We start from the raw sequence: 25,408 nt of genomic DNA, 5'->3' as shown, positions 1-25,408 counted from the left end.
GCGTGGACGCCTATGCGGTTTGAAACGGCTCGCGGTTTGAAACCGCTCACCATGTGCCGATTGGTGCGGTCGTCGCATCCAATACGGCGACCAGATCGCGTGGATTGACACCGACGCTCAGGCCGCGTTTGCCGCCGGAGACGAGGATTTCGTCGAACTGGAGAGCACTGTCATCCAGAACGGTTTTGTGTCGCGTACGTTGGCCGAGCGGGGAGATGCCGCCGACCACATACCCGCTTTCACGCATCGCGACTTTCGGGTCAGCCATCGTCGCTTTCTTCGCGCCGACCGCTGCCGCCAGGGCTTTCAAATCCATATGGCCGCTGACCGGGACGACGCCGATCACACGCTCCTTGCCGGTGTCGGCCATGAGCGTTTTGAACACCTGCTTGGGGTTGAGCCCGAGTTTTTCGGCTGCTTCTACGCCGTAGCCCTCGTCCATGTGGTCGTTGGAATGATCGTATTCGTACAGTTTGAACTCCACGCCGGCGCGTTCGAGCTGCAGGGTCGCCGGGGTCGAGCCCATACCCTTGTCGTTGTGTTTCTTCTTGCCCATGCCCCACATGCTTGCACCACCGGTTGACGGGCGGCATAAGAAAACCCCTCGGAATCGCTTCCGAGGGGTTTTCAGCGCTGGAACGCTAGGCTAGGCTCACTTGTTGAGCTCAGCGAAGTACAGCAGGGTACGGATCATGTTGGAGGTGAAGCCGTACTCGTTGTCGTACCAAGAGACGGTACGAGCCAGCGTCAGACCGTCAACGGTGTTGACGTCGGTCTGCGTCGGGTCGAACACGCCACCGTGGGTGTCGCCGATGATATCGGAGGACACGATGCCGTCAGCGTTGTAGCCGTAGTAATCGGTGTTGGAGAAGGCTTCCTTGAAGGCTTCGTTGATCTCGTCAACGGTGGCGGCCTTCTCGAGGACGGTGGTCAGCTCGGTGACGGAGCCGTCCGGGACTTGGATGCGCTGGGCGTGGCCCTGGAGCTTGCCGTTGACCTCCGGGACGACCTTGCCGATGGCCTTCGCGGCACCGGTGGAATGCGGAATCGTGTTGATCGCAGCGGCGCGGTTGTTGCGGGCCTTCGGGAAGCGCGGGCCGTCGAGCAGCATCTGGGTGCCGGTGTAGGCATGGATGGTGGTCATGAAGCCGGCCTTGATGCCGAACTTGTCGTTCAGCAGCTTGACCATGGCGGCCATGGAGTTGGTGGTGCAGGAACCGGCGGACACGATGGTGTCGGTCGGCTTCAGGATCTCATGGTTCACGCCGAACACGACGGTCGGGGTGGTCTCGTCCTTGGCCGGAGCGGAGATCAGGACCTTCTTGGCGCCAGCGTTGATGTGTGCCTGGGACTTCTCAGCGGAAGTGTAGAAGCCGGTGCACTCGAGCACGTACTCAACACCGTCGTTCTTGACCCACGGGATGTTGTTGGCGTCCTTCTCGGCGTACACGGTGTATTCCTTGCCGTCCACGATGATGGAGTGATCGGTGGAGGTGACCTCGACCGGGGTGCCATCGTCATGACGGAAGGTGCCGTGGGTGCTGTCGTACTTCAGCAGGTAAGCCAGCATGGACGGGGTCGTCAGATCGTTGATGGCTGCGACCTCGATGTCACCGGCCTGACCACCACGAGCCTGCAGCTCGAAGATGCGGCGGAACGCAAGACGACCGATACGGCCGAAGCCGTTGATACCAATCTTAACTGTCATGTATATCTCCCTTAGGGATCAGGCTTTGGCGCGCGCGGGCATAAGCGGGCGTACGCCTCGGCCATTGTTTACCAACGATATCCACTGTAATGCTCGCGGTGTACGAACGCTAGTGTTGCCGCGGTGTCGCAAGCGCGGCGGATACGGCGGTGCTTAAGGTGCCCAAGTCTCCGGTGAACGCGTGGTGACGTTCGACACGCGGCAATCCGGCTTCAATCGGGAACGTGACGACGAGTGTGCCGGAGCCGACGCTGATGAACGCCGGCGTGGCGGTGAGGAATTCGTTGCTCACGCCCTGAATCGTGGTGTTGAGCATGGTCGCATGGTCGAGCTGGTATTTGAGTCCCTGCTCGGTGACATTCGTGGAGCGGTCGCTGTGTGAGAACACCGACACCATGCGGCCCGCCCCGCGTGTGGCGGCGTCCGCGGGGAAGCTGAGCGACCCGTCGGCTATCGCAGTGACGACCGTGCCGTCGCCGAACAGGTAGCCGATGCCGCCGTGCGCCGCGAGCCGGGCGAGAATCTGGATATTGGCGATGGAATGGTCGACCCGACCGCCGAGTGCACCATAGATGTAGAACGTCCTCGCACCTTGTGACCATCCGACTTTGAGTGCGGAGAGCAGGTCGGGGTCGTCTTTTTCTTCCGGCAGACGGATGGTCCCGGATTGTTCGGGGATGGGGCCGGCGATTGAGTCGAAGTCGCCGATGACCGCGTCGGCATGGATGCCGAGTTCGCGCGCATGGTCGAGCCCGCCGTCCGCGGCGACGACGAAAGCGTCTCCGGGAATCGAAAGAGGCGTGTCGAAGTAGGTTCCCGCCGCGAATACGACGCATGTCGTACCCACACGCCTCGCAGTATCCGGTTGCTGCTTGGATTCCATGTCCGGCTCCCTTCCGCATGTTTGGCCACCAGTATAGTGAGGTATCCGTTGCGCGTGATGGCTCGCCATGCGGTGACGGCACTCGCCAGCCGGCGCTGAATACGACACGCTGCGCGATTTGGTCCGGCCGTGTGCTAAACTTTTGCACCGGCTTGAGAAATCAAGAAAGCGGGTAACAACCCCACCTGGAGACCTGTCGTGGTTTCGGGTTCAAGGCAAGACCTGAGCGTGCTTGAGACACGCTGATTGATGGACTGGCGGCCGCGCGCCGTGTTATGTCCTTGAAGTCTTCCATGAACTCACTGCGAACGGTTTCGGGGCGATCCGCTGAAGGAAATATGAGGATTGGAGTCATCATTAGCGACGAACCACGCATTAACGACGAGATTCGCGTCTCCCAAGTGCGTCTGATCGGCCCGAACGGCGAGCAGGTCGGCGTTATCGCGACGACGGTCGCGTTGAACTTGGCGAAGGAAGCGAACCTCGATCTCGTCGAGGTGGCACCGAACGCGAAGCCTCCGGTAGCCAAGCTCATCGATTACGGCAAGTACAAGTACAACGAGAAGATCAAGGCTCGTGAAGCGCGCCGCAATCAGAGCACTGCCGAAATCAAGGAGATCCGTTTCCGTCTCAAGATTGACGCCCACGACTTCGAGGTGAAGAAAGGCCATGTCATCCGCTTCCTTGAGGGCGGCGACAAGGTCAAGGTCACCATCATGCTGCGTGGCCGCGAACAGTCCCGTCCGATCGGCGGTGTCGAGCTTCTTGAAAAGCTTGCCGATGAAGTGCAGGACTACGGTACGGTGGAATCCGCGCCGAAGCAGGAGGGCCGCAACATCATCATGACGATTGCGCCCAAGGGCAAGAAGGTGCACACGCAGTCCGAGCAGCGCCGTCGCGGTGCCGAATCGCGTGCGGAGCGTCAGGCGCGTCAGGCGGCGCGTCTCGCGGCCAAGCAGGAGTCGAAGGCCAAGGCGGCGCAAGCTGCCAAAGAGGCTGTCGCCTCCGTCGAACAGAAGGAAGACAAGCCGTCCAAGTCGGCCAAATGAATGTGTCGGATGGGCCGAGCCCATTCGCCCACGCTATCCAACACGATGTGATAGATAATCACAAGGAGGGCAGCAATGCCGAAGATGAAAACCAATTCCGCCGCTTCCAAGCGCGTCCGTGTCACTGGCTCGGGCAAGCTCATGCACGCCGGCACCGGTATGCGCCACAACCTCGAGCACAAGTCGGCCAAGACGCGCCGTCACCTGTCCGCTGACGAGGTGCTGGCCACGTCGCAGGCAAAGAAGATGCGCGGTCTGCTCGGTCGCTGAACCGTAGCCCGTTGAGTTATTAGACGAATAGAAAGCTGAGGAAATAACTATGGCACGTGTCAAGCGCGCAGTCAACGCCCACAAGAAGCGTCGCGTCGTTCTCGAGAGGGCTTCCGGCTATCGCGGCCAGCGCTCCCGTCTGTACCGTAAGGCCAAGGAGCAGCTGCTTCACTCCTTTACCTACAACTACCGTGACCGCAAGGCACGCAAGGGTGACTTCCGCAAGCTGTGGATCCAGCGCATCAACGCTGCTGTCCGTGCTGAGGGCATCACCTACAATCGCTTCATCCAGGGCCTGAAGCTCGCCGGCATCGAACTTGACCGTCGTGCTCTCGCCGAGCTCGCTGTCTCCGATCCGGAGACCTTCAAGACCATCGTTGACGCCGCCAAGGCTGCACTGCCGGCTGACGTGAACGCTCCGGTCGCCGCCTGAGCCAATCAGCATTTCGGTTCTATGGCGTACACGTCATGAACCATGTTGCAATGCCCCGACTTCCGTTTGAAGCCGGGGCATTACTGTACCCGAACGTATGGGGATTCCATGACGGCACGATGGCGAGTACTGCAGAACGCGGGACCTGTCGCATATGACACAGGCAAAGGTGATGATGGGAGCATGAACGAACAATTGCACACGCGAACAGCGCCAGGAACACCGGCAGAGTCATCGACACGCGAACAGCTGTCGGCGTTCATGGGGCACATCGCCGTGGAACGTGGCCTTGCCGACGCTACCGTCGAAGCGTACCGTTCTGATTTGGAACGCTACCTCACGTGGCTGGAACAGCATGGCATCCGCTCACTGAACCAAGTCCGTCCGCAGGATGTCCAAGCGTACGCCGAATCGCTTGCCGAACAAGGCCAGAGCGTCGCCAGCCGCAGAAGGCATCTCGCCAGCATCCACGAATTCCATCGGTTCGCGCTTTCCCGTGGAGCGGTCAGTGACGACGTTTCCGCCAATATCCGCGCGCCAAAAAACGCGTCGCATCTGCCAGACGTGTTGACCATCGACGAAGTCGCCACCCTGCTGGATGTCGCGGCGATGGGTGGCAGCGACGATCCGGTCGTCCTGCGTGACAAAGCGCTGCTCGAATTCCTGTACGCCACCGGAGCCCGCATTTCGGAGGCGGTGGGGGTGGATTTCGCCGATATTGACGTCAACGACCACTTGGTCAAGCTTACCGGCAAAGGTTCGAAACAGCGTCTCGTCCCGATTGGCAGTTATGCGTGCGAAGCGCTGGAACGCTATCAGACAGTCGGTCGTCCGGTGTTGGCGAGCAAAGCCAAACAGCCTGAACTGCGTGCGGTGTTCCTCAACCGTCGCGGCAAGCGTCTGTCGCGGCAAAGCGCTTGGGAAGCGGTGCGTATCGCGGGGGAGCGGGCGCATCTGGCTACACCGTTGCACCCGCATACGTTGAGACACTCCTTCGCGACCCACCTGATTCAAGGCGGCGCCGACGTGCGAACCGTGCAGGAGCTGCTTGGACACGCTTCGGTCACGACCACGCAGATTTACACGCATATCGCGCCGGAAACACTGATCGAAACCTATCTGACCGCGCATCCACGAGCACGCTGACAGGGCGAATGCAGCCGCTTCGCCACAACGATTTTGGCCGTCCCCCGACAGGGTGGATACGCCGCTTGGTACAGTGAACGGTATGCCTACGGATTTACTGGGACGAGAGTATGAGACGTTCCCTGCGCCACAACCGCGCCAAGAGCACGGACCGGCGAGGGTCATCGCGATGTGCAACCAAAAGGGTGGCGTCGGCAAAACCACCAGCTCCATCAATATCGCCGGAGCGCTCAGCCAGTATGGTCGGCGTGTACTGATCGTCGATTTCGACCCGCAAGGTGCGGCAACGGTCGGACTTGGCATCAACGCCAACGCGGTGGAGAATACGATTTATACGGCGTTGTTCGATCCTTCCATCGACCCGCACGACATCATCCAGCATACGGATTTCGACAATCTTGACGTGATGCCCGCGAATATCGACTTGTCCGCGGCAGAAGTCCAGCTGGTCACCGAAGTCGGTCGCGAGCAGATTCTCGCCAGCGTGCTGCGCAAAGTCCGCAACGAGTATGACCTGATCATTATCGACTGCCAGCCATCCCTCGGCTTGCTGACCGTCAACGCGCTGACCGCGGCTGACGGCGTGATGATCCCGGTCGCCGCCGAATTCTTCGCCTTACGCGGTGTGGCTTTGCTTATGCAGTCCATTGAGAAAGTCCAGTCACGTATCAACCCGAATCTGGAAGTCGATGGCGTGCTGGTCACCATGTACACGCGCACCCTGCATTCCGAAGAAGTGTTGCAACGCATCTACGAGGCGTTCGGGGACAAGGTGTTCCACACGGTGATTTCCCGGTCCATCAAACTGCCTGATGCGACGGTCGCAGCTGCTCCGATCACCATATACGCGCCGAACCATAAAACCGCACAAGAGTATCGTGAGGTTGCGCGTGAGATGGTTGTCCGGGGAGTGGTCGCCTGAGCGTCGAACGCGACGATGCGGCAAGTGCCGCATACCGGGGGAAGATGACGCGACTGATGGTGCCGGCGTCCCCGTCATGGGCGGCATGCCACGGCTATTGACCTGTCGTGGCACGCCGGTAATCTTGTGACGGTTTATGTGTAAGCGGTAGGTGGGTGAGTCCCGCATCCGAGAATGTACGTAGACAAATCATGCAATTAAGAGAGGTAATTGATGGCAGTTCGCGGTGATATCCGTAATGTGGCAATCGTAGCGCACGTCGATCACGGCAAGACCACCCTGGTTAACGCCATGCTCCAACAGTCCCACGTGTTCAACGAACGTGAGGAAGTTCCTGATCGTGTCATGGATTCCAACGATCTGGAACGTGAGAAGGGCATCACCATTCTCGCCAAGAACACGGCGGTCAAGTACACCGGCCCGCTCGCGGCGAAGTACGGTGAACCGGACGGCATCACCATCAACGTGATCGATACCCCTGGCCACGCCGATTTCGGCGGCGAAGTCGAGCGCGGCATCTCGATGGTTGACGGCGTGGTGCTGCTCGTCGACGCATCCGAAGGCCCGCTGCCGCAAACTCGTTTCGTGCTGCGCAAGGCTCTTGAGGCGAAGCTGCCGGTCATCCTGTGCATCAACAAGACCGACCGTCCCGACGCCCGTATCTCCGAAGTCGTCAGCGAATCCACCGATCTGTTGCTCGGCTTGGCACAGGATGTCATGGAAGAAGGCGTTGACCTTGACCTTGACTCGCTGCTTGACCTGCCGGTGATTTACTGTGCTGCGAAGGTCGGCTACGCCTCCGCCGACCAGCCGGCCGACGGCGCCCTGCCGGACAACGACAATCTCGAACCGCTGTTCGAATCGATCATCGCCAACATTCCCGCCCCGCAGTACGAGGAGGGTGCTCCGCTGCAGGCGCATGTCGCCAATATCGATTCTTCCGACTTCCTCGGCCGTCTCGGCCTCGTGCGTGTCTACAACGGCCTGCTTGAAAAGGGCAAGACCTACGGCCTGTCCCGTGTGGACGGCTCGATTGAGAACTTCCGCGTCTCCGAACTCCTGCGCACGCAGGGCCTGGACCGCATCCCGGTGGAATCCGCAGGCCCCGGCGACATCGTCGCCGTCGCAGGCGTGAGCGACATCATGATCGGCGAAACCATCGTCGACCCGAACGACCCGCGTCCGCTGCCGCTCATCCATGTCGACGACCCAGCGATCTCCATGACCTTCGGCGTCAACGATTCCCCGCTGGCCGGCCGCGAAGGCAAAGACCACAAGCTGACCGCCCGCATGATCAAGGATCGTCTCGACCGTGAGCTCATCGGCAACGTGTCCATCAAGGTGCTGCCGACCGACCGCCCGGACGCTTGGGAGGTCCAGGGCCGTGGCGAGCTCGCGCTCGCCGTCCTCGCCGAGGAGATGCGTCGTGAAGGCTATGAGCTGACCGTCGGCCGCCCGCAGGTGGTCACCAAGATGATCGACGGCAAGATCAACGAGCCGATGGAAAACACCACGATTGACGTGCCGGAAGAGTATATGGGCACGGTCACGCAGCTGCTGGCCGACCGCAAGGGCCGTATGGATTCGATGACCAACCATGGTTCCGGCTGGGTGCGTCTGGAGTTCACCGTGCCGTCCCGTGGTCTGATCGGCTTCCGCACGGCGCTGCTGTCCGCCACGCGCGGTACGGGCATCGCCAGCTCCATCTCCGCGGGCTATGCTCCGTGGGCCGGTGAGATCGTGACCCGTCAGAACGGTTCCATGGTCTCCGATCGTGCCGGTGTCGCCACCCCGTACGCCATGCAGCGTCTGCAGGCCCGCGGCCAGTTCTTCGTCGAGCCGCAGTCCCCGGTCTATGAGGGCCAGGTCGTCGGTATCAACAACAAGCCGGATGAGCTTGATGTGAACATCACGCTGGCCAAGCATATGACCAATATGCGTTCATCCACCGCCGATGTGCTCGAAACGCTCACCCCGCCGATCAAGATGAGCCTCGAGGAATCGCTGGACTTCGCGAACGAGGACGAATGCGTCGAAGTGACGCCGGAAGCCATCCGCGTGCGCAAGATCATCCTCAGCCGCGACGAATGGTACAAGTGGCGCGCCAAGCAGCGTCGCCAGAACAACGCGGCAGCCAAGTAAGGCATGGCATCGTCGTCGCACACGTGGTGTGCGACGACGATGTAACAATGCGACGCCGTCTGCACACAGTCTGGTCTGGTGCAGACGGCGTCGTCGTTTTGTGGAGTAGTTACGCGGTTTGGCAGCGTGCTGACTTTGCACGGTTGACTGACTGCGCAATCCGTCACGCGCAATCCGCCGTCCGCTGCCGTAAGAGTCCGTTCTCAACCTTTTACCGACGCTGAGCGAGCTGTAAGCGTCGGTAAAAGCAGTGGTTCTGTTTCTGTCGACACTGAGGGGCCGGTAAGCGTCGGTAGAAGTGGCGGTGGTGCGGTATGGAATGTGCGGGATTTTTTCGCGGCGGGGGAGCATACTGGATATATGACCTCTTCACCAGCTTCCGGGCGTGACCTGCCATGGTCGCACCGCCAGTCGTATCCGATACGGATGACGCTTTCCCTGCTCGCAGGGGCGGCGGTCGGTGTCATCGGCACGCTCGCGCATCGGTTGGGCGCATCCCACAACATGCCGTATGGGTTGGTTGTCGCATTGCTGATAATCGTGCTGTCCGCCTGGTGTGCGCGATCGCGGGCAGGGGCGCTTGGCTTGGGTGTGCATGTCGCGGCGTCTTCCATGGTCGCATGGGGGCTTGCGGTTGCGCCTCGCGGTTCCGGTGCGTTGACGCCGGTCGGCTTTGGCGACCCGTCGACGATCCCGTTCTGGAGCGAACACGTGGGTTTGGTTTGGTTGTATGGCATGATTGTGGTGCAGGTCGTCATGCTGTTCTTGCCGCGTCGCATGTTCCTGATTACTGTGGACGACGATGCCGAGCCGGCGGCAACGCATCGGGATCGGCAATCCGCTGACATTCCGGCTGCCGGCAAACACAGGAAAGGCGGCGCTGACGCATGATGGACGATACCACGCAACGCGAGCCATCCTTGCTGCCACACGATGATACGAGAGGATCTTCGATGTCGCAGGTGAGCAAGCGCAACCTGTATTATCTCGGTCCGCAAGGCTCTTTCACCCATCAGGCGGCGGTGGCGGCCAGTCGCGCGTTGGCCGGTCTGTCGAATGAGATTATTCCGGTGACGCAAACCACGATTCCCCAGATCATGGCGCATGTTCGCGACGGTGATGGCTGGGGTGTTATCGCTTGGGAAAACAACGTGGAAGGCTATGTTGTTCCCAACCTGGACATGATGATTGACGCTGATGATGTTGTCGGGTTCGCGCATGTCGGTGTTGATGTCGCATTCGATGCGTTTGTGCCCAACGGGAGCCTCGAACGCGGTGTCGTCCCACATGAGGCGACCGCCCATCCGCATGGTTTGGCGCAATGTCAGCGGTTCATCGCGCAGCGTCACCTCTCGCTTATGCCTGCCACGTCGAACGCCGCCGCATGCCGGGACGTCCGCGACGGTCAGGTGGCGCTCGGCCCTTCGATTTGCGGGGAACTCTACCATTTGGACACGCTGGGACATGACGTGCAGGATTATCATGGCGCACGAACCGAGTTCCTCGTCCTCGCCCGCCGTGATGACGCGCCGGATCTTATCGCCAAAGCCAAAGCGGACGGTCGCACTGAATTCGAGACCATTATTTCGTTCATCCCGTTGAGCACCGGCCCAGGCGTGCTCGCCAACCTGTTGGATGTTCTGCGGGATGCGGGAATCAACATGACCAGTTTCATTTCCCGCCCGATCAAAGGGCATGCGGGAACATACAGTTTTGTCGCCGCCGTGGATGCCGCGCCATGGCAACCGCATTTCCGCCACGTGCTCACCGAAGTGGTTGAACATGGTGATTGGGTGAAAACCTTGGCGGTGTACCCGCGCCGGGAACGGCCGAATCCGCCGGTCAACGAATGGATGCTGCCGCAGGGCGGCGTGTGTTTCACCGCGGAAACCATACCCCCGGCGTGGGATGGCACACCCGAAGCCGCGAGGGAGCTGCTGTGGTGAGCGGCGGCAAGACGGCACATCCCGGGGAACGGCGAACAGCACAATCCATCAACTATGACGGTATTACGAACCAGACACGAGAAGAAGGAACACACACCATGACAGGCGTGACGGTCGGTATTGTCGGATTGGGGCTTATCGGCGGTTCGCTCGCCCGGCATTTGGCAGCGAACGGCTCCCATGTCATCGCGTGGAATCATCGTTCCCACCCGTATGAGCAGGCGAGACGCGACGGTATCACATGCGTGGACACGCTTGACGAGCTTGCCTCCGCCCGCCCCCAACTCATCGTGCTGTGCAATCCGCTGAAAGCCATGCCGGACATGCTGTCCCGGCTCGCCCCGCTGATTGACCGCGGGACGACTACGCTCACTGATGTCGGCAGTGTGAAAGGATTGGTTCGCCAGCAAGTGGTGTCCGCGGGCTTGGGCGACTGCTATGTGGGCGCTCACCCGATGACCGGAACCGAGCATTCCGGCTTCGAAGCGTCCGACCCTGGTCTGTTCGACCACGCGCTGTGGGCGATCACCGTTGACGAGTCCACGGACTACCAGCGATTTCTCACCGTAGCCCGGATGATCACCGAAGGATGCGCCAACCGGTGCATCGTCATCGACGACACTACCCATGACCGCGCCGCAGCACTGATCTCCCATATGCCGCACGTTGTGGCGACCGCGCTGATCAACGAGCTGACCGATAATCCTGACCGCAATATCGCCGCCGCACTCGCCGCCGGATCGTGGCGGGACATGACGCGCGTGGCGTTGACCGACCCGCAACGTACGCGGGCGATGGTTGATGAGGACGCCGAGAACGTGCAAACGCTGCTGCGGCATATGGCCGACCGGCTCACCCGGGTCGCTGACGCGTTGCAACACGGAGATACGCAAGCCATCGGTACGTTCTTCTCCCACGGCCAGCCGTTCCGCGATTACAAAGCCGCGTGTGTGCACGATACCGCCGCCACGCGCATCACCATGCCATTGGAGCCGGCATCATGGCGCAGCCAGTTGCTTCAATCCGCCCGACAAGGTGAACAACTGGTCGCGTTGCGTGGGGATATGCGTGCCGTGATTGAACGGCACCCCGCAGTCAGCGTGTGATGCCACGCGTACCATTGTTCGGGCGTTCGGGAACCGGTTTCAGCCGTACGATGCTGTCTGCGGCAATGCTGACCCGTTGCGCCGGTCGTGACCCGTTGGCCGCCGCGTCACGCGTCATCTCCAATGTTTTTCCGTCCCAGTGCCGGACGTGGCCGACGACATCACGGTAGGTCATCCGACCGGTGTCCGGGTCGATGCCGGCGGTTCTTCGCACCACGATGCGTGCGCCTTGCGGGATGACTCGGGGAAGAACCGGTGACTTATCCGACATGCCGGTCTGCTCACGGCGTGACGTTTGCCGCGGTGTATCGTTGCGCTGCTCGTGGTGTCGTGGTGTCGGTTGAGGAACGATGAACATGAAGCCTCGTTTGTTGAACGAATCCGTTGTGTTTATCTTAGGGCCAAGTGCGCTGGGTCGGTCTGGTCCGACGATCACTGCGGATACGATAGTCCTTATGGAGGTACGATATGGGATCACGCCGGTGCGCTGACCGCCCCGATCGAATGAGGCAAAACGGCAAACGTGAATCATCTCAGGAGCTGGAACGCGTGGTAGGCGCTCCCATCGTCGCGGTTATCGATCAATTCCTCCATGCGCTGCGTACGAATCGCGCCGCCAGCGAAAATACGCTGAAAGCATATCGTATCGATGTGCTCGACTGTTTGGCCACTATGGGTGTTGATGGTCGCACGGCACTTGATGATGTCAGTGTCGACGATTTGCGGGCATGGTTGGCGAGTGACGGCGAACGGCATTACGCCCGGTCCAGTATGGCCAGAAGAACCGTCGCCGTCCGTGGATTTTTCCACTGGGCGCATGACCAAGCGCTTATTGACAGTGATCCGGCGGCGATGCTTATGGCACCCAAAATCCCATCTGCCCTGCCCGCGGTGCTCACCCAAACGCAAGCGACCACGCTGATGGACGACACTGACGCACAAGCGAGGCGGCAGGATCATCAGCAACCGCAGCATGATGCCGACACTCAACGGGACGACCATACCGGACGCCCGGCCGATTTGGCGGTCGCCCTCCGTGACGCGGCGATACTGGAACTGTTGTACGCGACCGGCATGCGCGTGGGGGAGCTGGTGGGGATCGATACCCCCGACATCGATTTCGCCCAGCGTACCGTCCGCGTCACCGGCAAAGGCGACAAGCAGCGGGTGATTCCTTTCGGCGCTCCCGCCAGCCGTGCCGTACAAGCCTGGTTGCGTGACGGGCGTCCGCTGCTGGCGACCGCGGCATCCGGGGACGCGACCTTCCTCGGCCGCAGGGGAGGCAGGATTGATCAGCGGATTGTGCGACAAGTGGTGCATGCAAAAGCACGTGCCGCCGGAGTGCCGGATATCAGCCCGCATGCCCTGCGGCACAGCGCCGCCACCCATATGCTTGATGGGGGAGCGGATTTGCGTGAGGTCCAGGAAATGCTGGGGCACGCGTCACTGCGCACGACCCAACGGTATACTCACGTTTCCATGGAGCAACTCAAGGAACGCTACCGGCAGGCGTTCCCGCGCGCGTGACATCCCGGACCCATGCGTGACAGGTGATACTGATGCGCAGACTTGCGGGTGGGGAACAGTTAGGCAATCGTAATGATGGTAACGAAAACATCGGCGTGTGAATACCTGTCGTCAAGACGAACACGATGCAGGTATCGTGGATTTCCTTGCAATATCAAGCCTCCCGCTCGACCGGCATGCGGAACGCCGAACCGCAGATATCACGGTGGCGGCGAACAGTTATTGCATCTTGTCCGTTCAAGGGGTAAGAATGAATGCGTTCAGCAACGAGGTTGGGGCGAAAGCCCGGCCTCGTTGTTTGTTGGGGTTGTTCCCCGGACCGACAACACACACAGGAGAAAAACACAATGAAGAAGAAAGCTATTGCGCTGGTCGCGGCGGCCTGCTCGCTCGCGATGGCGCTCGGCGGCTGCGGCTCGTCGTCCTCGACATCCGGCTCTTCCAATGGCGGCAAGGTCATCGTCACCGCCTTCGGTTCCGAACCGCAGAACCCGCTCGTCCCGGGCAACACCAACGAAACCGGCGGCGGCCGTCCGGTCGAACTGCTGTTCGCCCGCCTGGTGAGCTTCGACAACAAGGGCAACGCGAAGAACGAAGTCGCCCAGTCCATCAAGCCGAACTCCGACTCCAGCGAATACACCATCACCCTTAAGAAGGGCTGGAAGTTCACGGACGGCACCCCGGTGACCGCTGAATCCTTCACCAAGGCCTGGAGCTACACCGCGAACGCGAAGAACGCCCAGAAGTGCGCGTCCTTCTTCTCGACCATCAAGGGCTATGACGACCTGCAGAAGGACGGCCTGAAGGGCGATGAGCAGCTTTCCGGTTTGAAGGTCGTCGACGACAACACCTTCACCGTCACCATGAACCAGCCTGACGCCACCTTCCCGGTCAAGGTCGGCTATGAGGGCTTCTCCCCGCTGCCTGAATCCTTCTACAAGGATCCGAAGGCCTTCGGCGAAAAGCCGGTCGGCAACGGTCCGTACAAGTTCTCCAGCTGGGATCACAACAAGCAGATCGTGCTGGTCAAGAACCCTGATTACAAGGGTAACGTCAAGGTCAACAATGACGGCGTGACCTTCAAGATCTACACCTCCACCGACTCCGCCTACGCCGACGTGCAGTCCGGCAACCTCGACGTCATGGATTCCGTCCCGGCGACCGCGACCAAGACCTTCCAGTCCGACCCCAACGTCGAAGCCTATAACAAGGCCGGTTCCGTGAGCCAGACCTTCACCATCCCGTCCGACCTCGAACACTTCCAGACCAACACCGAAGAAGGCGTGCTGCGTCGTCAGGCCATCTCCATGGCCATCAACCGCAAGACCATCGTCGACAAGGTGCTCGGCGGCGTCGGCACCCCGGCCAAGGAATTCACCTCCCCGATGACCCCGGGCTATTCTGACTCCCTCAAGGGCGAAAGCAACCTGGAGTACAACCCGAAGAAGGCCAAGGAACTGTGGGCCAAGGCCGATGCCATCTCCAAGTATGACGGCACCTTCACCTTCTCCTACAACGCCGATGGCGGCGCCAAGCCGATCTACGACGCTATAGTCAACCAGGTGAAGAACAACCTGGGCATCAAGGCCGCCACCAACCCGGTTCCGACCTTCCAGGAGTTCCGCACCGACGTGTCCAACCGTTCCATCAAGGGTGCGTTCCGTACCGGCTGGCAGCCTGACTATCCGTCCCCGGAAAACTACCTGTACCAGCTGTACGATTCCGCTGCGGCCGACAATCAGGGCTCCAACGACGGCGACTACAAGAACGCCGCCTTCGACAAGCTCATGGATCAGGCGTACGCTGCGACCAGCACCGAAGCGGCGAACAAGATCTACCAGCAGGCCCAGGAAATCCTGCTCAACGATCTGCCCGCCATCCCGCTGTACTACGGCAATGCGTACGGTGTGGCCGCCAAGGGCATGAAGAACTTCACGATGAACTGGCAGAACCAGCCGGTGTACTCCGAGCTGTCCAAGTGATGACTCGCCGGTAGACACCGGAACATGCTGAGGGCGTCCGACACGCATTCGTGCCGGACGCCCTCAGTGTATAAACTTCTTATTTTGCTGGAAAACCGTGTTTCCGTGCGGTTAACGTCCACCATGCGGCTGCACGCCATGCACGTCAAACGATGCAACCAAACACAAGGGCAACGGTGCCTTCGCTCGCACACAGATGACGGTGGGGCAGACGTGGGGTAAACTATCGTAAGTATTTTACGGCCGAAACGCCGGGACGCGACTGCAGCCGCGGCGAACACGGTCGAAGAGCAATAAGGAGCAACCCAATGGGCAAATATCTTCTGCGACGCATTCTGCAGATGATTCCCGTGGTCCTTGGCACGACCCTCCTGGTTTATGCTCTTGTCTTCGCGCTGCCGGGCGACCCGGTCAAAGCCATGTTCGGGGACAAGCCGGTCAACCAGGCGGTCGCGGCCCAGATCCGCGCCGAATACAACCTCGACAAGCCGTTCATCATCCAATACCTGCTGTTCCTCAAGAACGCACTGACCCTTGACTTCGGCAACACCTTCGCCGGACAGCCGGTCATCGATGAAATCGGTCGCGCATTCCCCGTGACCATTCGCCTGGCGCTTATGGCATTCGTGTTCGAAGCCGTGTTCGGCGTCCTTTTCGGTATCATCTCGGGAATCAACAAGGGACGTTGGGGTGACACCGTCATCCTGATCATCTCCCTGCTGCTGATCTCCGTACCGACCTTCGTCACCGGTTTCATCATGCAGTATCTCATCGGCGTCAAATGGAGACTGCTACCCGTTACCGCCGGCAACGATCCCGGCTTCCTTGATTTGCTCATGCCGGCCATCGTGCTCGGCTCAGTATCCATGGCCTACATCATCAGACTCACCCGCGGTGAAATCTCCTCGAATATGAACGAGGACTACGTGCGTACCGCCCGCGCCAAGGGCATGGGCCGCCGTCAGGTCTTCGTCCGCCACGTCCTGCGCAACTCACTAATCCCCGTGGTCACCTACCTCGGCCAGGATCTCGGCGCGCTCATGGGCGGCGCCATGATCTCCGAAACCATCTTCAACGTGCACGGCATCGGATATCTCACCTATCAGAGCATCCTCAAGGGCGAAAGCAATATGGTGGTTTCCATCGTGACCCTGCTGACCCTGATCTTCGTCGTGACCAACCTGATCGTCGACCTGCTGTATGCGGCGCTCGACCCGCGCATCCGGTACGCGTGAGAGGAAGGAAGGGATAATCATGGCAGAACCAACACGAAAAGAATCCACCGCCACCTTGCCCGGCCAGGAGCGCTATGTGGCGCCGATCGACGAAACACCGCTGCAAGCTGTCGATTCAATTGACGAATCCGCTCCTGCCACCAGCATGTGGGCAGACGCGTGGCGCACGTTGCGGCGCAACCCGATGTTCATCATCTCCGCGATCCTCATCATTTTCGTCGTATTCGTCGCCCTCTTCCCGGGCGTACTGACCAAGCAGAACCCGAACTACTGCAACCTCGACAATTCGCTGGAGCCGGCGAAGGCCGGACACCCCTTCGGCTTCGATCTGCAAGGCTGCGACGTGTACACCCGCACCATCTACGGAACCCGCACTTCGCTGAGCGTCGGCCTGCTGTCCACGATCCTCGTCGTGGTCCTCGGCGCGTTCATCGGAGCGCTCGCCGGCTTCTTCGGAGGCTGGGTTGATGCGGTACTCAGCCGTCTGACCGATATCTTCCTCGCACTGCCGATTCTGCTCGGCGCCATCGTCGTGCTGCAGATGTTCAAGACCAGCACCTCCATTTGGAAGCTGGTGCTCGTCATCACGCTCTTCGGCTGGGTGTCGACCGCGCGAATCGCCCGCGGCGCGGTCATGGAAGCGAAAAACCTGGAGTTCAACACCGCATCCACGGCTTTGGGCTCAACGCCGTGGCGCAATCTCATCAGGCATATCATCCCCAACTCGTTGGCCCCGATCATCGTTATCGGCACCACGTCCCTCGGCTCGTACATCGTGCTTGAAGCCACACTGAGCTTCCTTGGCGTCGGCCTGCCGACCACCACGGTCAGCTGGGGCGGGGACATTTCGAGTGCGCAATCCGTGCTGCGCACCAACCCCTCCGTCCTGTTCTACCCGTCGGCCGCGCTGGCGATCACCGTGCTGGCCTTCATCATGATGGGCGACGCCGTCAAGGACGCGCTCGACCCGAAGAGCCGTACGGCCTGACAAGGAGCATGTGATGACTGAGAACACCAATACCAATGCAAAAGCCGAGGCCGCACAGCGTCTCGAGGCGATGCAACGCAAACAAGGCCCGCTGCTGGAAGTCCAGCATCTGAAGGTTGATTTCACTGACGACAACGGGCATGATGTCCACGCGGTGCGTGACGCATCCTTCAACGTTTATCCCGGCCAGTGGGTGGCGATTGTTGGCGAGTCCGGCTCCGGCAAGTCCACCTCCGCCATGGCTGTACTGGGATTGCTGCCCGGCACCGGCCATGTGGTCGGCGGGTCCATCAAGCTTGAAGGCCAGGAGATTTCCAGGCTCAAAGGCAAGGACTATGACCAGCTGCGCGGCAGCAAAATGGGCTTGGTCCCGCAAGATCCGATGAGCAACCTCAACCCGGTGTGGCGTATCGGCACGCAGGTCAAGGAAGCACTTGTCGCCAACCATATGGACATCTCGCATGAGAAGCGATCCAAGCTGGCGAAAGCGCTTGCCGGCGACGAAGTCAACGTGAAAAGCGAAGACGATGAGACTTTCATCGGATCCGAGGAACGGCCTGCCCTGCTCGCCGCTGCGAAGGAGGCGCTGACCGGCATCGGCATGAGCGGCAAGAAGCTGGACAACGCGATGGAGTTCTTCTCTCAGGAGTGGACCCCGGGCTCCGAGACCAGGTGGCGTGTCGCCGATGACCTCATCAAGGCGGGCGTGAACGATGACAAAGCTTGGCAGATCGCCAAGGAGCATGTCACCGGCTCGAATATGAACGACCGTATCGCCGGCTTGCTTGATGAGGCAGGCCTGCCGGACGCCGCCACGCGTGCGCGTCAGTATCCGCACGAGTTCTCTGGTGGTATGCGTCAGCGTGCGCTGATCGCCATCGGCTTGGCTTGCCGTCCTGATCTGTTGATCGCCGACGAGCCGACGTCTGCACTTGATGTGACCGTCCAGAAGCGTATTCTTGACCATCTGCAGACGCTCACCGATTCACTGGGCACTGCAGTGCTGTTCATCACGCATGATTTGGGCTTGGCGGCGGAACGCGCGCAACATATCGTCGTGATGTACAAGGGACAGGTCGTTGAATCCGGTCCATCGCTCGAAGTGCTGCAACATCCGATGCACCCGTACACCAAGCGTCTGGTCGCGGCGGCCCCGTCACTCGCCTCCCAGCGCATCATCTCCGCCAAGGAACACGGCGAGAACGCGGACGCCCTGCTCGAACACAAGGTCAAGGGTGAGCAGACGCTGGAGAAGAGTGAACATATCATCACGGTCGAACATCTGACGAAGGAGTTCAAGCTCCCGCGTAAGAAGGAGATGTTCAAAGCTGTCGATGACGTGTCCTTCTCCGTCAAGCGCGGCACCACGCTGGCGATTGTGGGCGAATCCGGCTCCGGCAAGTCCACTGTGGCGAATATGGTGCTGCGTCTGCTTGAGCCGACTTCGGGCAAGGTGTTCTATGAGGGCAAGAATATCGCCGATTTCGGTAAAGCCGAGCTGCTCGACTTCCGTCGGCATGTCCAACCGGTCTTCCAGAACCCTTATGGTTCGCTCGATCCGATGTATTCCATCTTCCGTTCTATCGAGGAGCCGCTGCGCATCCACCATATCGGCGACAAGAAGAGCCGTGCGAAGCGTGTGCGCGAGCTGCTTGACATGGTTGAACTGCCTGAATCCGTTATGACCCGGTATCCGAACGAACTGTCAGGCGGTCAGCGGCAGCGTATCGCGATCGCGCGTGCCATGGCGCTCGACCCGGATGTCATCATCTGTGACGAGGCGGTGTCCGCGCTTGACGTGCTGGTTCAGGATCAGGTGCTTCATCTGCTCAATGATCTTCAGGCGGAACGCGGGCTGAGCTATCTGTTCATCACGCATGATCTGGCGGTTGTCCGCCAGATTGCCGATGAGGTGGTCGTGATGCAGCATGGCAGGCTGGTCGAGCACGCCACCACCGATGAGGTGTTTGACCATCCGAAGCAGCAGTACACGCGTGACCTGCTTGACGCGATTCCTGGAGGCAAGCTCAAGCTCGGTCTCGACTGATTCTCAGCTGCCCACGAGACGCCATCACCACCGTCTGCCGACGCAAGGCCCTGCCCAGCGTCGGCAGACGGTTTTGTTATTCCTGTTTCTGCCGACGTTGAAGGGCGTCTCAGTGTCGGTAGTGGGTTGTGGTCGTGTTTTCTGCCGACGTTAAGTACCTCCTCAGTGCCGGTAGAAGCAGCTGGGGGGGGGGGATCTGTTTCGCGGTTGAAGAATGGCGTCCGCTCGTAGGGGAGCGCTGCTAGGCTCGAAACCATGAGCATTGTGATCACGACATCGAATGTCAACGGCTTGCGCGCGGCGAACCGCAAGGGCATTATGCATTGGGCGGGCGAGCATACGCCGGACGTGTGGTGTATGCAGGAGGTTCGCGCCCCGCAGTCGGAAATCGACCCGATTTTCAACAAGATCGCCGATACCTATGTGGATTCCGGCAAAGTCGCCGATCCAACCGGGCTGCACACCATGAATGAAATCTGCCGCATCAAAGGCCGTGCCGGTGTCGGCCTGCTGTCCACGCTGCCGGTGATCGCCGAGCGGTACGGCTTGCCGGGGCTTGAAGAAGATGTGGATTCGGGTCGCTGGATCGAGGCCGATGTGCGCACCCCGGAAGGGTACGAGATCACGGTTGTATGCGTGTACGTGCATTCCGGCGATGTGGATGACCCGAACAAGATGCACCAGAAGTTCCGTTTCCTCGATACCATGCTCACCCGCATGGGCCAGCTGCGCGATGAGGCTGCGCATGGTGGGCGGCAAGCGGTGCTGTGCGGCGATTTCAATATCGCGCACACCCCGCTCGACATCAAGAACGCGAAGTCGAATGTGACGCATTCCGGCTTCCTGCCTGAGGAGCGTGCGTATATTGACAAGTGGCTTGACGAGTATGAGTTCGTCGATGTGATGCGTGAGCTCGCCGGCGACATTCAGGGGCCGTACACCTGGTGGAGCCAGCGAGGACGGGCGTTTGACAACAACACCGGCTGGCGTCTGGACTATCAGTTCGCAACTCCGGAGCTCGCGCAGACGGCTCGCGGGTTCACGATTGACAAGGCGCCCACCTATGACGCCCGGTGGTCTGATCATGCGCCGTTGAGCATCACGTACGACGTGTGATGCGATGAAATCTGCGGTCCTGAATGCCGCCGATGCCGGCAGCGCTGATGTGCGACATCACGCTTTCAGCTGGCTCTCATCTGCGGTGTTATTCTTGGGACTGTCATATCCGTGGAAATGAGGAGCTATGGGATTGTTCGGATTCGGCAAGAAGAAGCATCATGATGATGACGCCGCGCGCGAAAAGGACGCGAAGAAGGCACGCCAGAATGTGGTGGATGCCGACGACGTGAACGATGCAGCTGCGGACGGCCAGGAAACGCAGCAGCCGGAACCCGCCGCACAGGCCAAAGAACAGGACGTATCCCAGGACGCTGAGGTTGCTGCGCAATCACAGCAGTCACAGGATGACGAGCAGCCGGATTATCCTACCGAGCCGAGCGAAGAGTATGGGGGACGCGGCGAGGATTGGGGCCCGTGGGATGTGAACGACGAGTACGTTCCGGACTATGACGATTATCTCGATCTTGGCGCCTACTATATCCCGTTCATGAAGGGCATTGAGCTGCGCATCAAAGCCGCTCGGGCGAACAAGGCGGTGCTGGGCGCCACCATCACATACGGTACCTCAAGCTTGGAGGTCGAAGCGTTCGCCGCCCCCAAGACGCTGGGATTGTGGGACGACGTTCGTGCCGACCTGCTGGATTCCAAGAGCGATGTCGCCAAGGAGGTGCCGGGCGTGTTCGGCACGGAGCTTATTTTGCCGGTCCCGATCAGGGAAGGCAAGATGGTGACCACTCGCATCGTGGGTGTGGACGGTCCGCGGTGGATGCTGCGTGGCATTTTCTCAGGCAAAGCCGCCACAGATCCGGATGATGAGGAAACCCGTGCACTGAATCGGTTCTTCTCGCAAATCGTCGTGGAACGCGGTGCGGAACCGCTTGCACCGCGCGACCTTATTCCGATGCACGCGCCGGTCACTCCGGGCGAACGCAGGGCGGCCCAGGAACAGGCACAGCAAGATGCAGCGCAGATTCCGGATCGTCCGAAGGGGCCGTTCGATTCCGACCAGCAGGTAGAGCAGAAGACGACGCTGGCGCGTGGCCCGATGTTCTCTGAAGTGCGTTGAGCGGCACCATGCCGGATTCGGCCTCGAACCGCAAACCGCGTACCGGCGTCGCCGCGCTCACCCAAGCCGGGGATGGTGATTTTTCCGTCATTGATGCCATCGGCGGTCCGCGTGGCGTCGTGGAATCGATGCTGCCGGGCTTCGTATTCGTCGTGATGTTCGTGATTACGTCCGATCTTCGCTCGACGGTGATGGTGTCCGCGGTGTTGGCTGCGGTGCAAGTGATGGCTCGGCTTGTCCAGCGACAGTCTGTGATGGGCGCGTTGAGCGGTTTGGTGTCGGTCGCCATCTGCCTGGTGTGGGCGTGGCATAGCCATGAGGCGCGCAACTACTACATGTTCGGTTTCATTACGAATGCCGTGTATATCGTGCTGTTGGGCATCTCGCTGATCGCACGGGTGCCGGGGCTTGGGCTGGTGGTCGAGTTCATCCGGTCGTTGCCGACCGAGCATTTCCGCGATTGGTTCCATGGCTGGATGAGTGACAAGCCGCTCAAGCGGGCGTATATGGCGATTACCGCGCTGTGGGTTGGCGTGTTCGCGCTCCGGTTGCTCGTCCAAGTCCCGTTGTACCTGTCTGACCGGGTGGCGTGGCTGGGTACGGCTCGTCTGCTGATGGGCATTCCGTTCTGGGCTTTGGCGATTTGGGTATCGTATTTGATTGTCGCCACGCCGATGCATCGACATCGTGAGCTCGAGCGTGCGGTACAACAGCAATCGGAGGAAGAGGAAAACAAGACAGCGGAACGCGGCTGGTGATGTCATATGGCGGATGGTGTGCAGGGTGTGCGCATCATCCGCCATTGTCGTTTCTCGGCAGCGGGTTGTGCTAGGTTGTTGCACCAGTAAGTTGCGGTCGGCATGCCGATGCCCGGGCCGTTTGATTGGCCGGCGCGTGCACCGCCCCGCTGTTGGCAGGCAGGAAAGTGATAGGAAATATGCAGGTAGAAGTGCGTATCGAACGGTATGCCGATCAGGGTCGCTGTGTCGGCCATATCGATGGCCGCGTGGTGTTCGTTAGGTTTGCGCTTCCGGGGGAGTTGGTGCGCGTCGAACTTGATGAGCCGCATGACCGTGATGACCGGTTCTGGACCGGCGAAGTGGTGGAGGTGCTTGAAGCCAGCCCGGATCGTGTCGAACCTGTCTGGCAGTTGGCGGGACCATTGGCGCAGGGCGGCGGCGTCGGGGGAGCAGACTTGGTGCATGTGAGTCTGCCGGGGCAGCTCGCGTGGAAGTCCGCGGTGATCACCGATCAGATGCATCGCATGGGGCATGTCGAGTGTGATCCTGTACCGGTCGAACGTGCCGATCACGATGTTGAACTCGGCGGGCTGAATTGGCGTACACGTATTGAGATGATCGCCGATGAGCATGGTATGCCGTCCATGCGCCGGCGAGGCTCGCATGTGCGGGTCCCGATTGACACCATGCCGCTTGCATCCCGTGCGCTGCTTGCGGTGGCGGACGAGGAGCACATCTGGGATGGCGGTTTTGAGCCTGGTTCTCAAATCAGATTATCCGTGCCGGAACCACGTGGCATCGATACCACTCATGCTGATTCGCAGGCGTTGCTGAAAGCGGTCGGCAACAATTACGCCGTACTGGTTGATGGCGAGTTGCGGTCGGGGTCGAAGCATGTGCGTGAATCTGTGACTGTTGCCGGTGAAACGTTTGATTATCGTGTGGATGCGAATGGTTTCTGGCAGGTGCATCGCATGGCCCCGGTGATGCTGGCCAATCATGTGATGGACTTGGTTCGTCGGATGCTTGATGGGCGTAAGCAGGCCGTGTTGTGGGACTTGTATTCCGGCTCCGGGTTGTTCACGTTGCCGCTGAGTATGCTTGCCGCGGAGCGTACGCGCATGCTCAGTATCGAAGGTGGACGCACCGCGGTGCGCAATGCCCAATATAATCTGCGACATTGCCAGATTAGTTCCGCGGACGCCCGTGTTGGTGATGTTCGCCGCACGTTGCAGCATGTCCCCAGCGATTTGGCTCATCCTGATGTTGTTGTGCTTGACCCGCCGCGTGCCGGTGCGAAGGCGGCGGTGTGCCGTCAGATCGCCGAAAGCGGTGCGAAAGCGGTCATCTACATCGCCTGCGATCCGACGAGTCTCGCCCGCGATACCGCCACGCTTGTCGGCGAGCTTGGTTATCGTCTCGCAGATATCCGCGCTTACGACATTTACCCGATGACCCACCATGTTGAGACGGTGGCGTTGATGTCAAGGGAATAAAATCAAGTGCCTGAAAGCGGCATATTTCCGGGCTTTTTCGAGGCTTGGATTTGAAGCCAGACTTCTGGAAAAGCTCGGTTTTCTTTATATGAAACATATCCACTGCAAAATGTGTGTCAGGTTGTAACCTTGGATTGGATGTCACGATTTGAGGCAGTGGATTAGACGTTAAGATAGGTTATACAAATTGGAATTTGTGGAGGAGGGTAATTTGCTGGTATTAAATAAATGAGAGCGGTTGCTAACGGTATGTAAAGTCAAAAATATTGATGATATAGATTTCAGCAAGGAATTCTACTTCATTGGTAAAACAGATGAAGAAATTTCTCTTGTGTGTGAAACAGATGACGTTCCTGAAAACACAATAGAACGTGAAGATGGGTGGCGTGGTTTCCGTATTCAAGGAATTTTGGATTTTTCACTCATTGGCATTCTTTCAAAATTGTCTGGAATACTAGCAGATAATAAAATTGGAATATTTGCAGTATCTACATTCAACACAGATTATATTTTAGTGAAAGATAAAGATTTTGAAAAATCATTAGCTGTATTATTAAAAGCCGGATATACAGTGATATAGATTTCAGATGCTTCAAACTCAAAGAAAATTATATGAGTAGTGAATTATTGGCATGAAAGTACAGTATATTGTAATCGAAGCAAAATGTTTCTTTATCAACGCTGATATGATTATCAGACGCAGTTCATACCCATCTGATCTGCAGGGGGATAATATCGTATCTGAACTTTCAGGACTTGTGTACAGAGGAGGAAGTCGCATTATATGATCCATATGGGCATTATTTGACAAAACCTGTCTGGGATGAAGAAACTATCATTTACGCAGAACTTGATATGAATTTGCCTGCCGCCCGCAAAATGGAGCATGATGCAATCGGACATTATGCCCGCCCGGAAGTACTTGAATTAAAAGTAAATGAAAAATAACAATAAAACAACATTAAAGAAATTGGTAATCCTTGTAATAGGTTCTATGATTGCGGCTTATGGAATTACACTTGCGCTGTATGCTGGATTTGGCGGAGCTACGCTTGCGGTGCTGTGGCAGGGGTTTGCAAGAACATTTCACATAAGCATTGGGGCAGCATCTTTTGTTGTAGCAGTTGGAATGATTTTGTTTGCGCTCATTTACGATAAAAGTCAGATTCAGATAGGAACTGTGTTGTACCAGATTGTATACAGTACCTGCGTAGATTTGTTTGCTAACTGCCATATTTACAGTACCTATCAGTGGATCAATTTTATAATTATGTTGTTAGGGGTGGTTTTGTTTGCTGTCGGAACAGGGCTATATGCGTCGGCATCCCTTGGTAGAGGCTCCTATGAGGCAGTCACTTTTGCTTTAGCAGAAAAGAATCACTGGCAGATTAAATTTGTCCGAATGACATTGGATATTTTGGTTGTTGTTACAGGTGTTTTGCTTGGCGGAAAGTTTGGTGTATGCACACTTATTACAGTTATCATTTCAGGTCCAATTATCCAATTTGTTAATGCCAAAGCAAAACAAGTTTTAAAGATATGATAGTAGACTTCAGCGGTCAAGACCGTGATATGGATGTCAATTTTGCCACAGATTGCATCT

The 25,408-nt window shown here is 58.9% G+C and carries 25 protein-coding genes; 21 read left to right on the top strand and 4 right to left on the bottom strand.

What is annotated here, in order from left to right; translation table 11 throughout:
• Window positions 1–46: 46 nt before the first annotated feature.
• The 3 genes from ybaK to BBOU_RS02825 form a co-directional block, all read right to left on the bottom strand.
• Window positions 47–556, bottom strand: coding sequence for a Cys-tRNA(Pro) deacylase (gene ybaK, locus BBOU_RS02835; protein WP_026502677.1), 510 nt, complete (start codon window positions 554–556; stop codon window positions 47–49).
• Between the two features lie 96 nt (window positions 557–652).
• Window positions 653–1,708 carry a type I glyceraldehyde-3-phosphate dehydrogenase gene (gene gap, locus BBOU_RS02830; RefSeq protein ID WP_015450196.1) on the bottom strand — a complete coding sequence of 352 codons (1,056 nt, stop codon included), beginning with the start codon at window positions 1,706–1,708 and terminating at the stop codon, window positions 653–655.
• Between the two features lie 109 nt (window positions 1,709–1,817).
• On the bottom strand, window positions 1,818–2,591 hold the full coding sequence (locus BBOU_RS02825) for a thiamine diphosphokinase (RefSeq protein WP_051616657.1): 774 nt from the start codon (window positions 2,589–2,591) through the stop codon (window positions 1,818–1,820).
• A gap of 338 nt (window positions 2,592–2,929) precedes the next feature.
• Between BBOU_RS02825 and infC the strand changes: the two genes are divergently transcribed.
• The 9 genes from infC (at window position 2,930) to BBOU_RS02780 (ending at window position 11,605) form a co-directional block, all read left to right on the top strand.
• On the top strand, window positions 2,930–3,640 hold the full coding sequence (gene infC, locus BBOU_RS02820; RefSeq protein ID WP_026502675.1) for a translation initiation factor IF-3: 711 nt from the start codon (window positions 2,930–2,932) through the stop codon (window positions 3,638–3,640).
• A gap of 75 nt (window positions 3,641–3,715) precedes the next feature.
• On the top strand, window positions 3,716–3,910 hold the full coding sequence (gene rpmI, locus BBOU_RS02815; RefSeq protein WP_026502674.1) for a 50S ribosomal protein L35: 195 nt from the start codon (window positions 3,716–3,718) through the stop codon (window positions 3,908–3,910).
• Between the two features lie 49 nt (window positions 3,911–3,959).
• Window positions 3,960–4,343, top strand: a complete 384-nt coding sequence (gene rplT / locus BBOU_RS02810; protein WP_026502673.1) for a 50S ribosomal protein L20 — start codon at window positions 3,960–3,962, stop codon at window positions 4,341–4,343.
• A gap of 183 nt (window positions 4,344–4,526) precedes the next feature.
• A complete protein-coding gene (xerD, locus tag BBOU_RS02805; protein ID WP_081815484.1) occupies window positions 4,527–5,489 on the top strand; it encodes a site-specific tyrosine recombinase XerD in 963 nt (320 codons plus the stop codon).
• Window positions 5,490–5,571: 82 nt separating this feature from the next.
• Window positions 5,572–6,411, top strand: a complete 840-nt coding sequence (locus tag BBOU_RS02800) for a ParA family protein (RefSeq protein WP_026502671.1) — start codon at window positions 5,572–5,574, stop codon at window positions 6,409–6,411.
• 213 nt (window positions 6,412–6,624) lie between these two features.
• Window positions 6,625–8,553, top strand: a complete 1,929-nt coding sequence (gene typA, locus BBOU_RS02795) for a translational GTPase TypA (RefSeq protein WP_015450206.1) — start codon at window positions 6,625–6,627, stop codon at window positions 8,551–8,553.
• Between the two features lie 360 nt (window positions 8,554–8,913).
• Window positions 8,914–9,444, top strand: coding sequence for an alcohol dehydrogenase (locus BBOU_RS02790; protein ID WP_238551971.1), 531 nt, complete (start codon window positions 8,914–8,916; stop codon window positions 9,442–9,444).
• Window positions 9,445–9,515: 71 nt separating this feature from the next.
• Window positions 9,516–10,499, top strand: coding sequence for a prephenate dehydratase (locus BBOU_RS02785; protein WP_026502670.1), 984 nt, complete (start codon window positions 9,516–9,518; stop codon window positions 10,497–10,499).
• Window positions 10,500–10,597: 98 nt separating this feature from the next.
• Window positions 10,598–11,605, top strand: coding sequence for a prephenate dehydrogenase (locus BBOU_RS02780; RefSeq protein ID WP_026502669.1), 1,008 nt, complete (start codon window positions 10,598–10,600; stop codon window positions 11,603–11,605).
• Here the strand turns inward: BBOU_RS02780 and BBOU_RS02775 are convergent.
• The gene (locus BBOU_RS02775; protein ID WP_026502668.1) at window positions 11,595–11,876 is read right to left on the bottom strand and encodes a DUF6725 family protein; all 282 of its coding nucleotides are present in this window, start codon (window positions 11,874–11,876) and stop codon (window positions 11,595–11,597) included. The genes BBOU_RS02780 and BBOU_RS02775 overlap by 11 nt on opposite strands.
• 197 nt (window positions 11,877–12,073) lie before the next feature.
• On the opposite strand from BBOU_RS02775, the gene BBOU_RS02770 reads away from it, so the two are divergent.
• The 12 genes from BBOU_RS02770 (at window position 12,074) to BBOU_RS02725 (ending at window position 25,348) form a co-directional block, all read left to right on the top strand.
• Window positions 12,074–13,132: a tyrosine recombinase XerC gene (locus tag BBOU_RS02770; protein ID WP_238551970.1), complete on the top strand. Its 1,059-nt coding sequence runs from the start codon at window positions 12,074–12,076 to the stop codon at window positions 13,130–13,132.
• Window positions 13,133–13,479: 347 nt separating this feature from the next.
• Window positions 13,480–15,114, top strand: coding sequence for a peptide ABC transporter substrate-binding protein (locus BBOU_RS02765; RefSeq protein WP_026502666.1), 1,635 nt, complete (start codon window positions 13,480–13,482; stop codon window positions 15,112–15,114).
• 308 nt (window positions 15,115–15,422) lie between these two features.
• Window positions 15,423–16,349 carry an ABC transporter permease gene (locus tag BBOU_RS02760; RefSeq protein WP_026502665.1) on the top strand — a complete coding sequence of 309 codons (927 nt, stop codon included), beginning with the start codon at window positions 15,423–15,425 and terminating at the stop codon, window positions 16,347–16,349.
• Window positions 16,350–16,368: 19 nt separating this feature from the next.
• Window positions 16,369–17,337: an ABC transporter permease gene (locus tag BBOU_RS02755; RefSeq protein WP_026502664.1), complete on the top strand. Its 969-nt coding sequence runs from the start codon at window positions 16,369–16,371 to the stop codon at window positions 17,335–17,337.
• 13 nt (window positions 17,338–17,350) lie between these two features.
• Complete coding sequence (locus tag BBOU_RS02750; protein WP_026502663.1) at window positions 17,351–19,384, top strand: dipeptide ABC transporter ATP-binding protein; 2,034 nt, start codon at window positions 17,351–17,353, stop codon at window positions 19,382–19,384.
• A gap of 255 nt (window positions 19,385–19,639) precedes the next feature.
• The gene (locus BBOU_RS02745) at window positions 19,640–20,500 is read left to right on the top strand and encodes an exodeoxyribonuclease III (protein ID WP_026502662.1); all 861 of its coding nucleotides are present in this window, start codon (window positions 19,640–19,642) and stop codon (window positions 20,498–20,500) included.
• Window positions 20,501–20,627: 127 nt separating this feature from the next.
• Window positions 20,628–21,569 carry a DUF3710 domain-containing protein gene (locus tag BBOU_RS02740; RefSeq protein ID WP_026502661.1) on the top strand — a complete coding sequence of 314 codons (942 nt, stop codon included), beginning with the start codon at window positions 20,628–20,630 and terminating at the stop codon, window positions 21,567–21,569.
• Between the two features lie 8 nt (window positions 21,570–21,577).
• Entirely contained in the window at window positions 21,578–22,327 is a 750-nt protein-coding gene (locus tag BBOU_RS02735; RefSeq protein WP_026502660.1) for a DUF3159 domain-containing protein, read from the top strand.
• A 179-nt stretch (window positions 22,328–22,506) separates the two neighbouring features.
• The gene (locus tag BBOU_RS02730; RefSeq protein WP_026502659.1) at window positions 22,507–23,805 is read left to right on the top strand and encodes a class I SAM-dependent RNA methyltransferase; all 1,299 of its coding nucleotides are present in this window, start codon (window positions 22,507–22,509) and stop codon (window positions 23,803–23,805) included.
• 238 nt (window positions 23,806–24,043) lie between these two features.
• Window positions 24,044–24,385 (top strand): ACT domain-containing protein, encoded by a 342-nt coding sequence (locus BBOU_RS09020; RefSeq protein ID WP_081815475.1) that lies wholly within the window; start codon window positions 24,044–24,046, stop codon window positions 24,383–24,385.
• Window positions 24,386–24,609: 224 nt separating this feature from the next.
• Window positions 24,610–24,753, top strand: a complete 144-nt coding sequence (locus tag BBOU_RS09185) for a hypothetical protein (RefSeq protein WP_155809238.1) — start codon at window positions 24,610–24,612, stop codon at window positions 24,751–24,753.
• Window positions 24,743–25,348: a YczE/YyaS/YitT family protein gene (locus tag BBOU_RS02725; RefSeq protein WP_026502658.1), complete on the top strand. Its 606-nt coding sequence runs from the start codon at window positions 24,743–24,745 to the stop codon at window positions 25,346–25,348. Before BBOU_RS09185 ends, BBOU_RS02725 begins: the two co-directional genes overlap by 11 nt.
• Window positions 25,349–25,408 lie beyond the last annotated feature (60 nt).

The sequence above is a fragment of the Bifidobacterium boum genome (assembly GCF_000741535.1).
GTDB classification, from domain to species: domain Bacteria; phylum Actinomycetota; class Actinomycetes; order Actinomycetales; family Bifidobacteriaceae; genus Bifidobacterium; species Bifidobacterium boum.
This window is presented reverse-complemented; position numbering and strand designations above follow the sequence as displayed.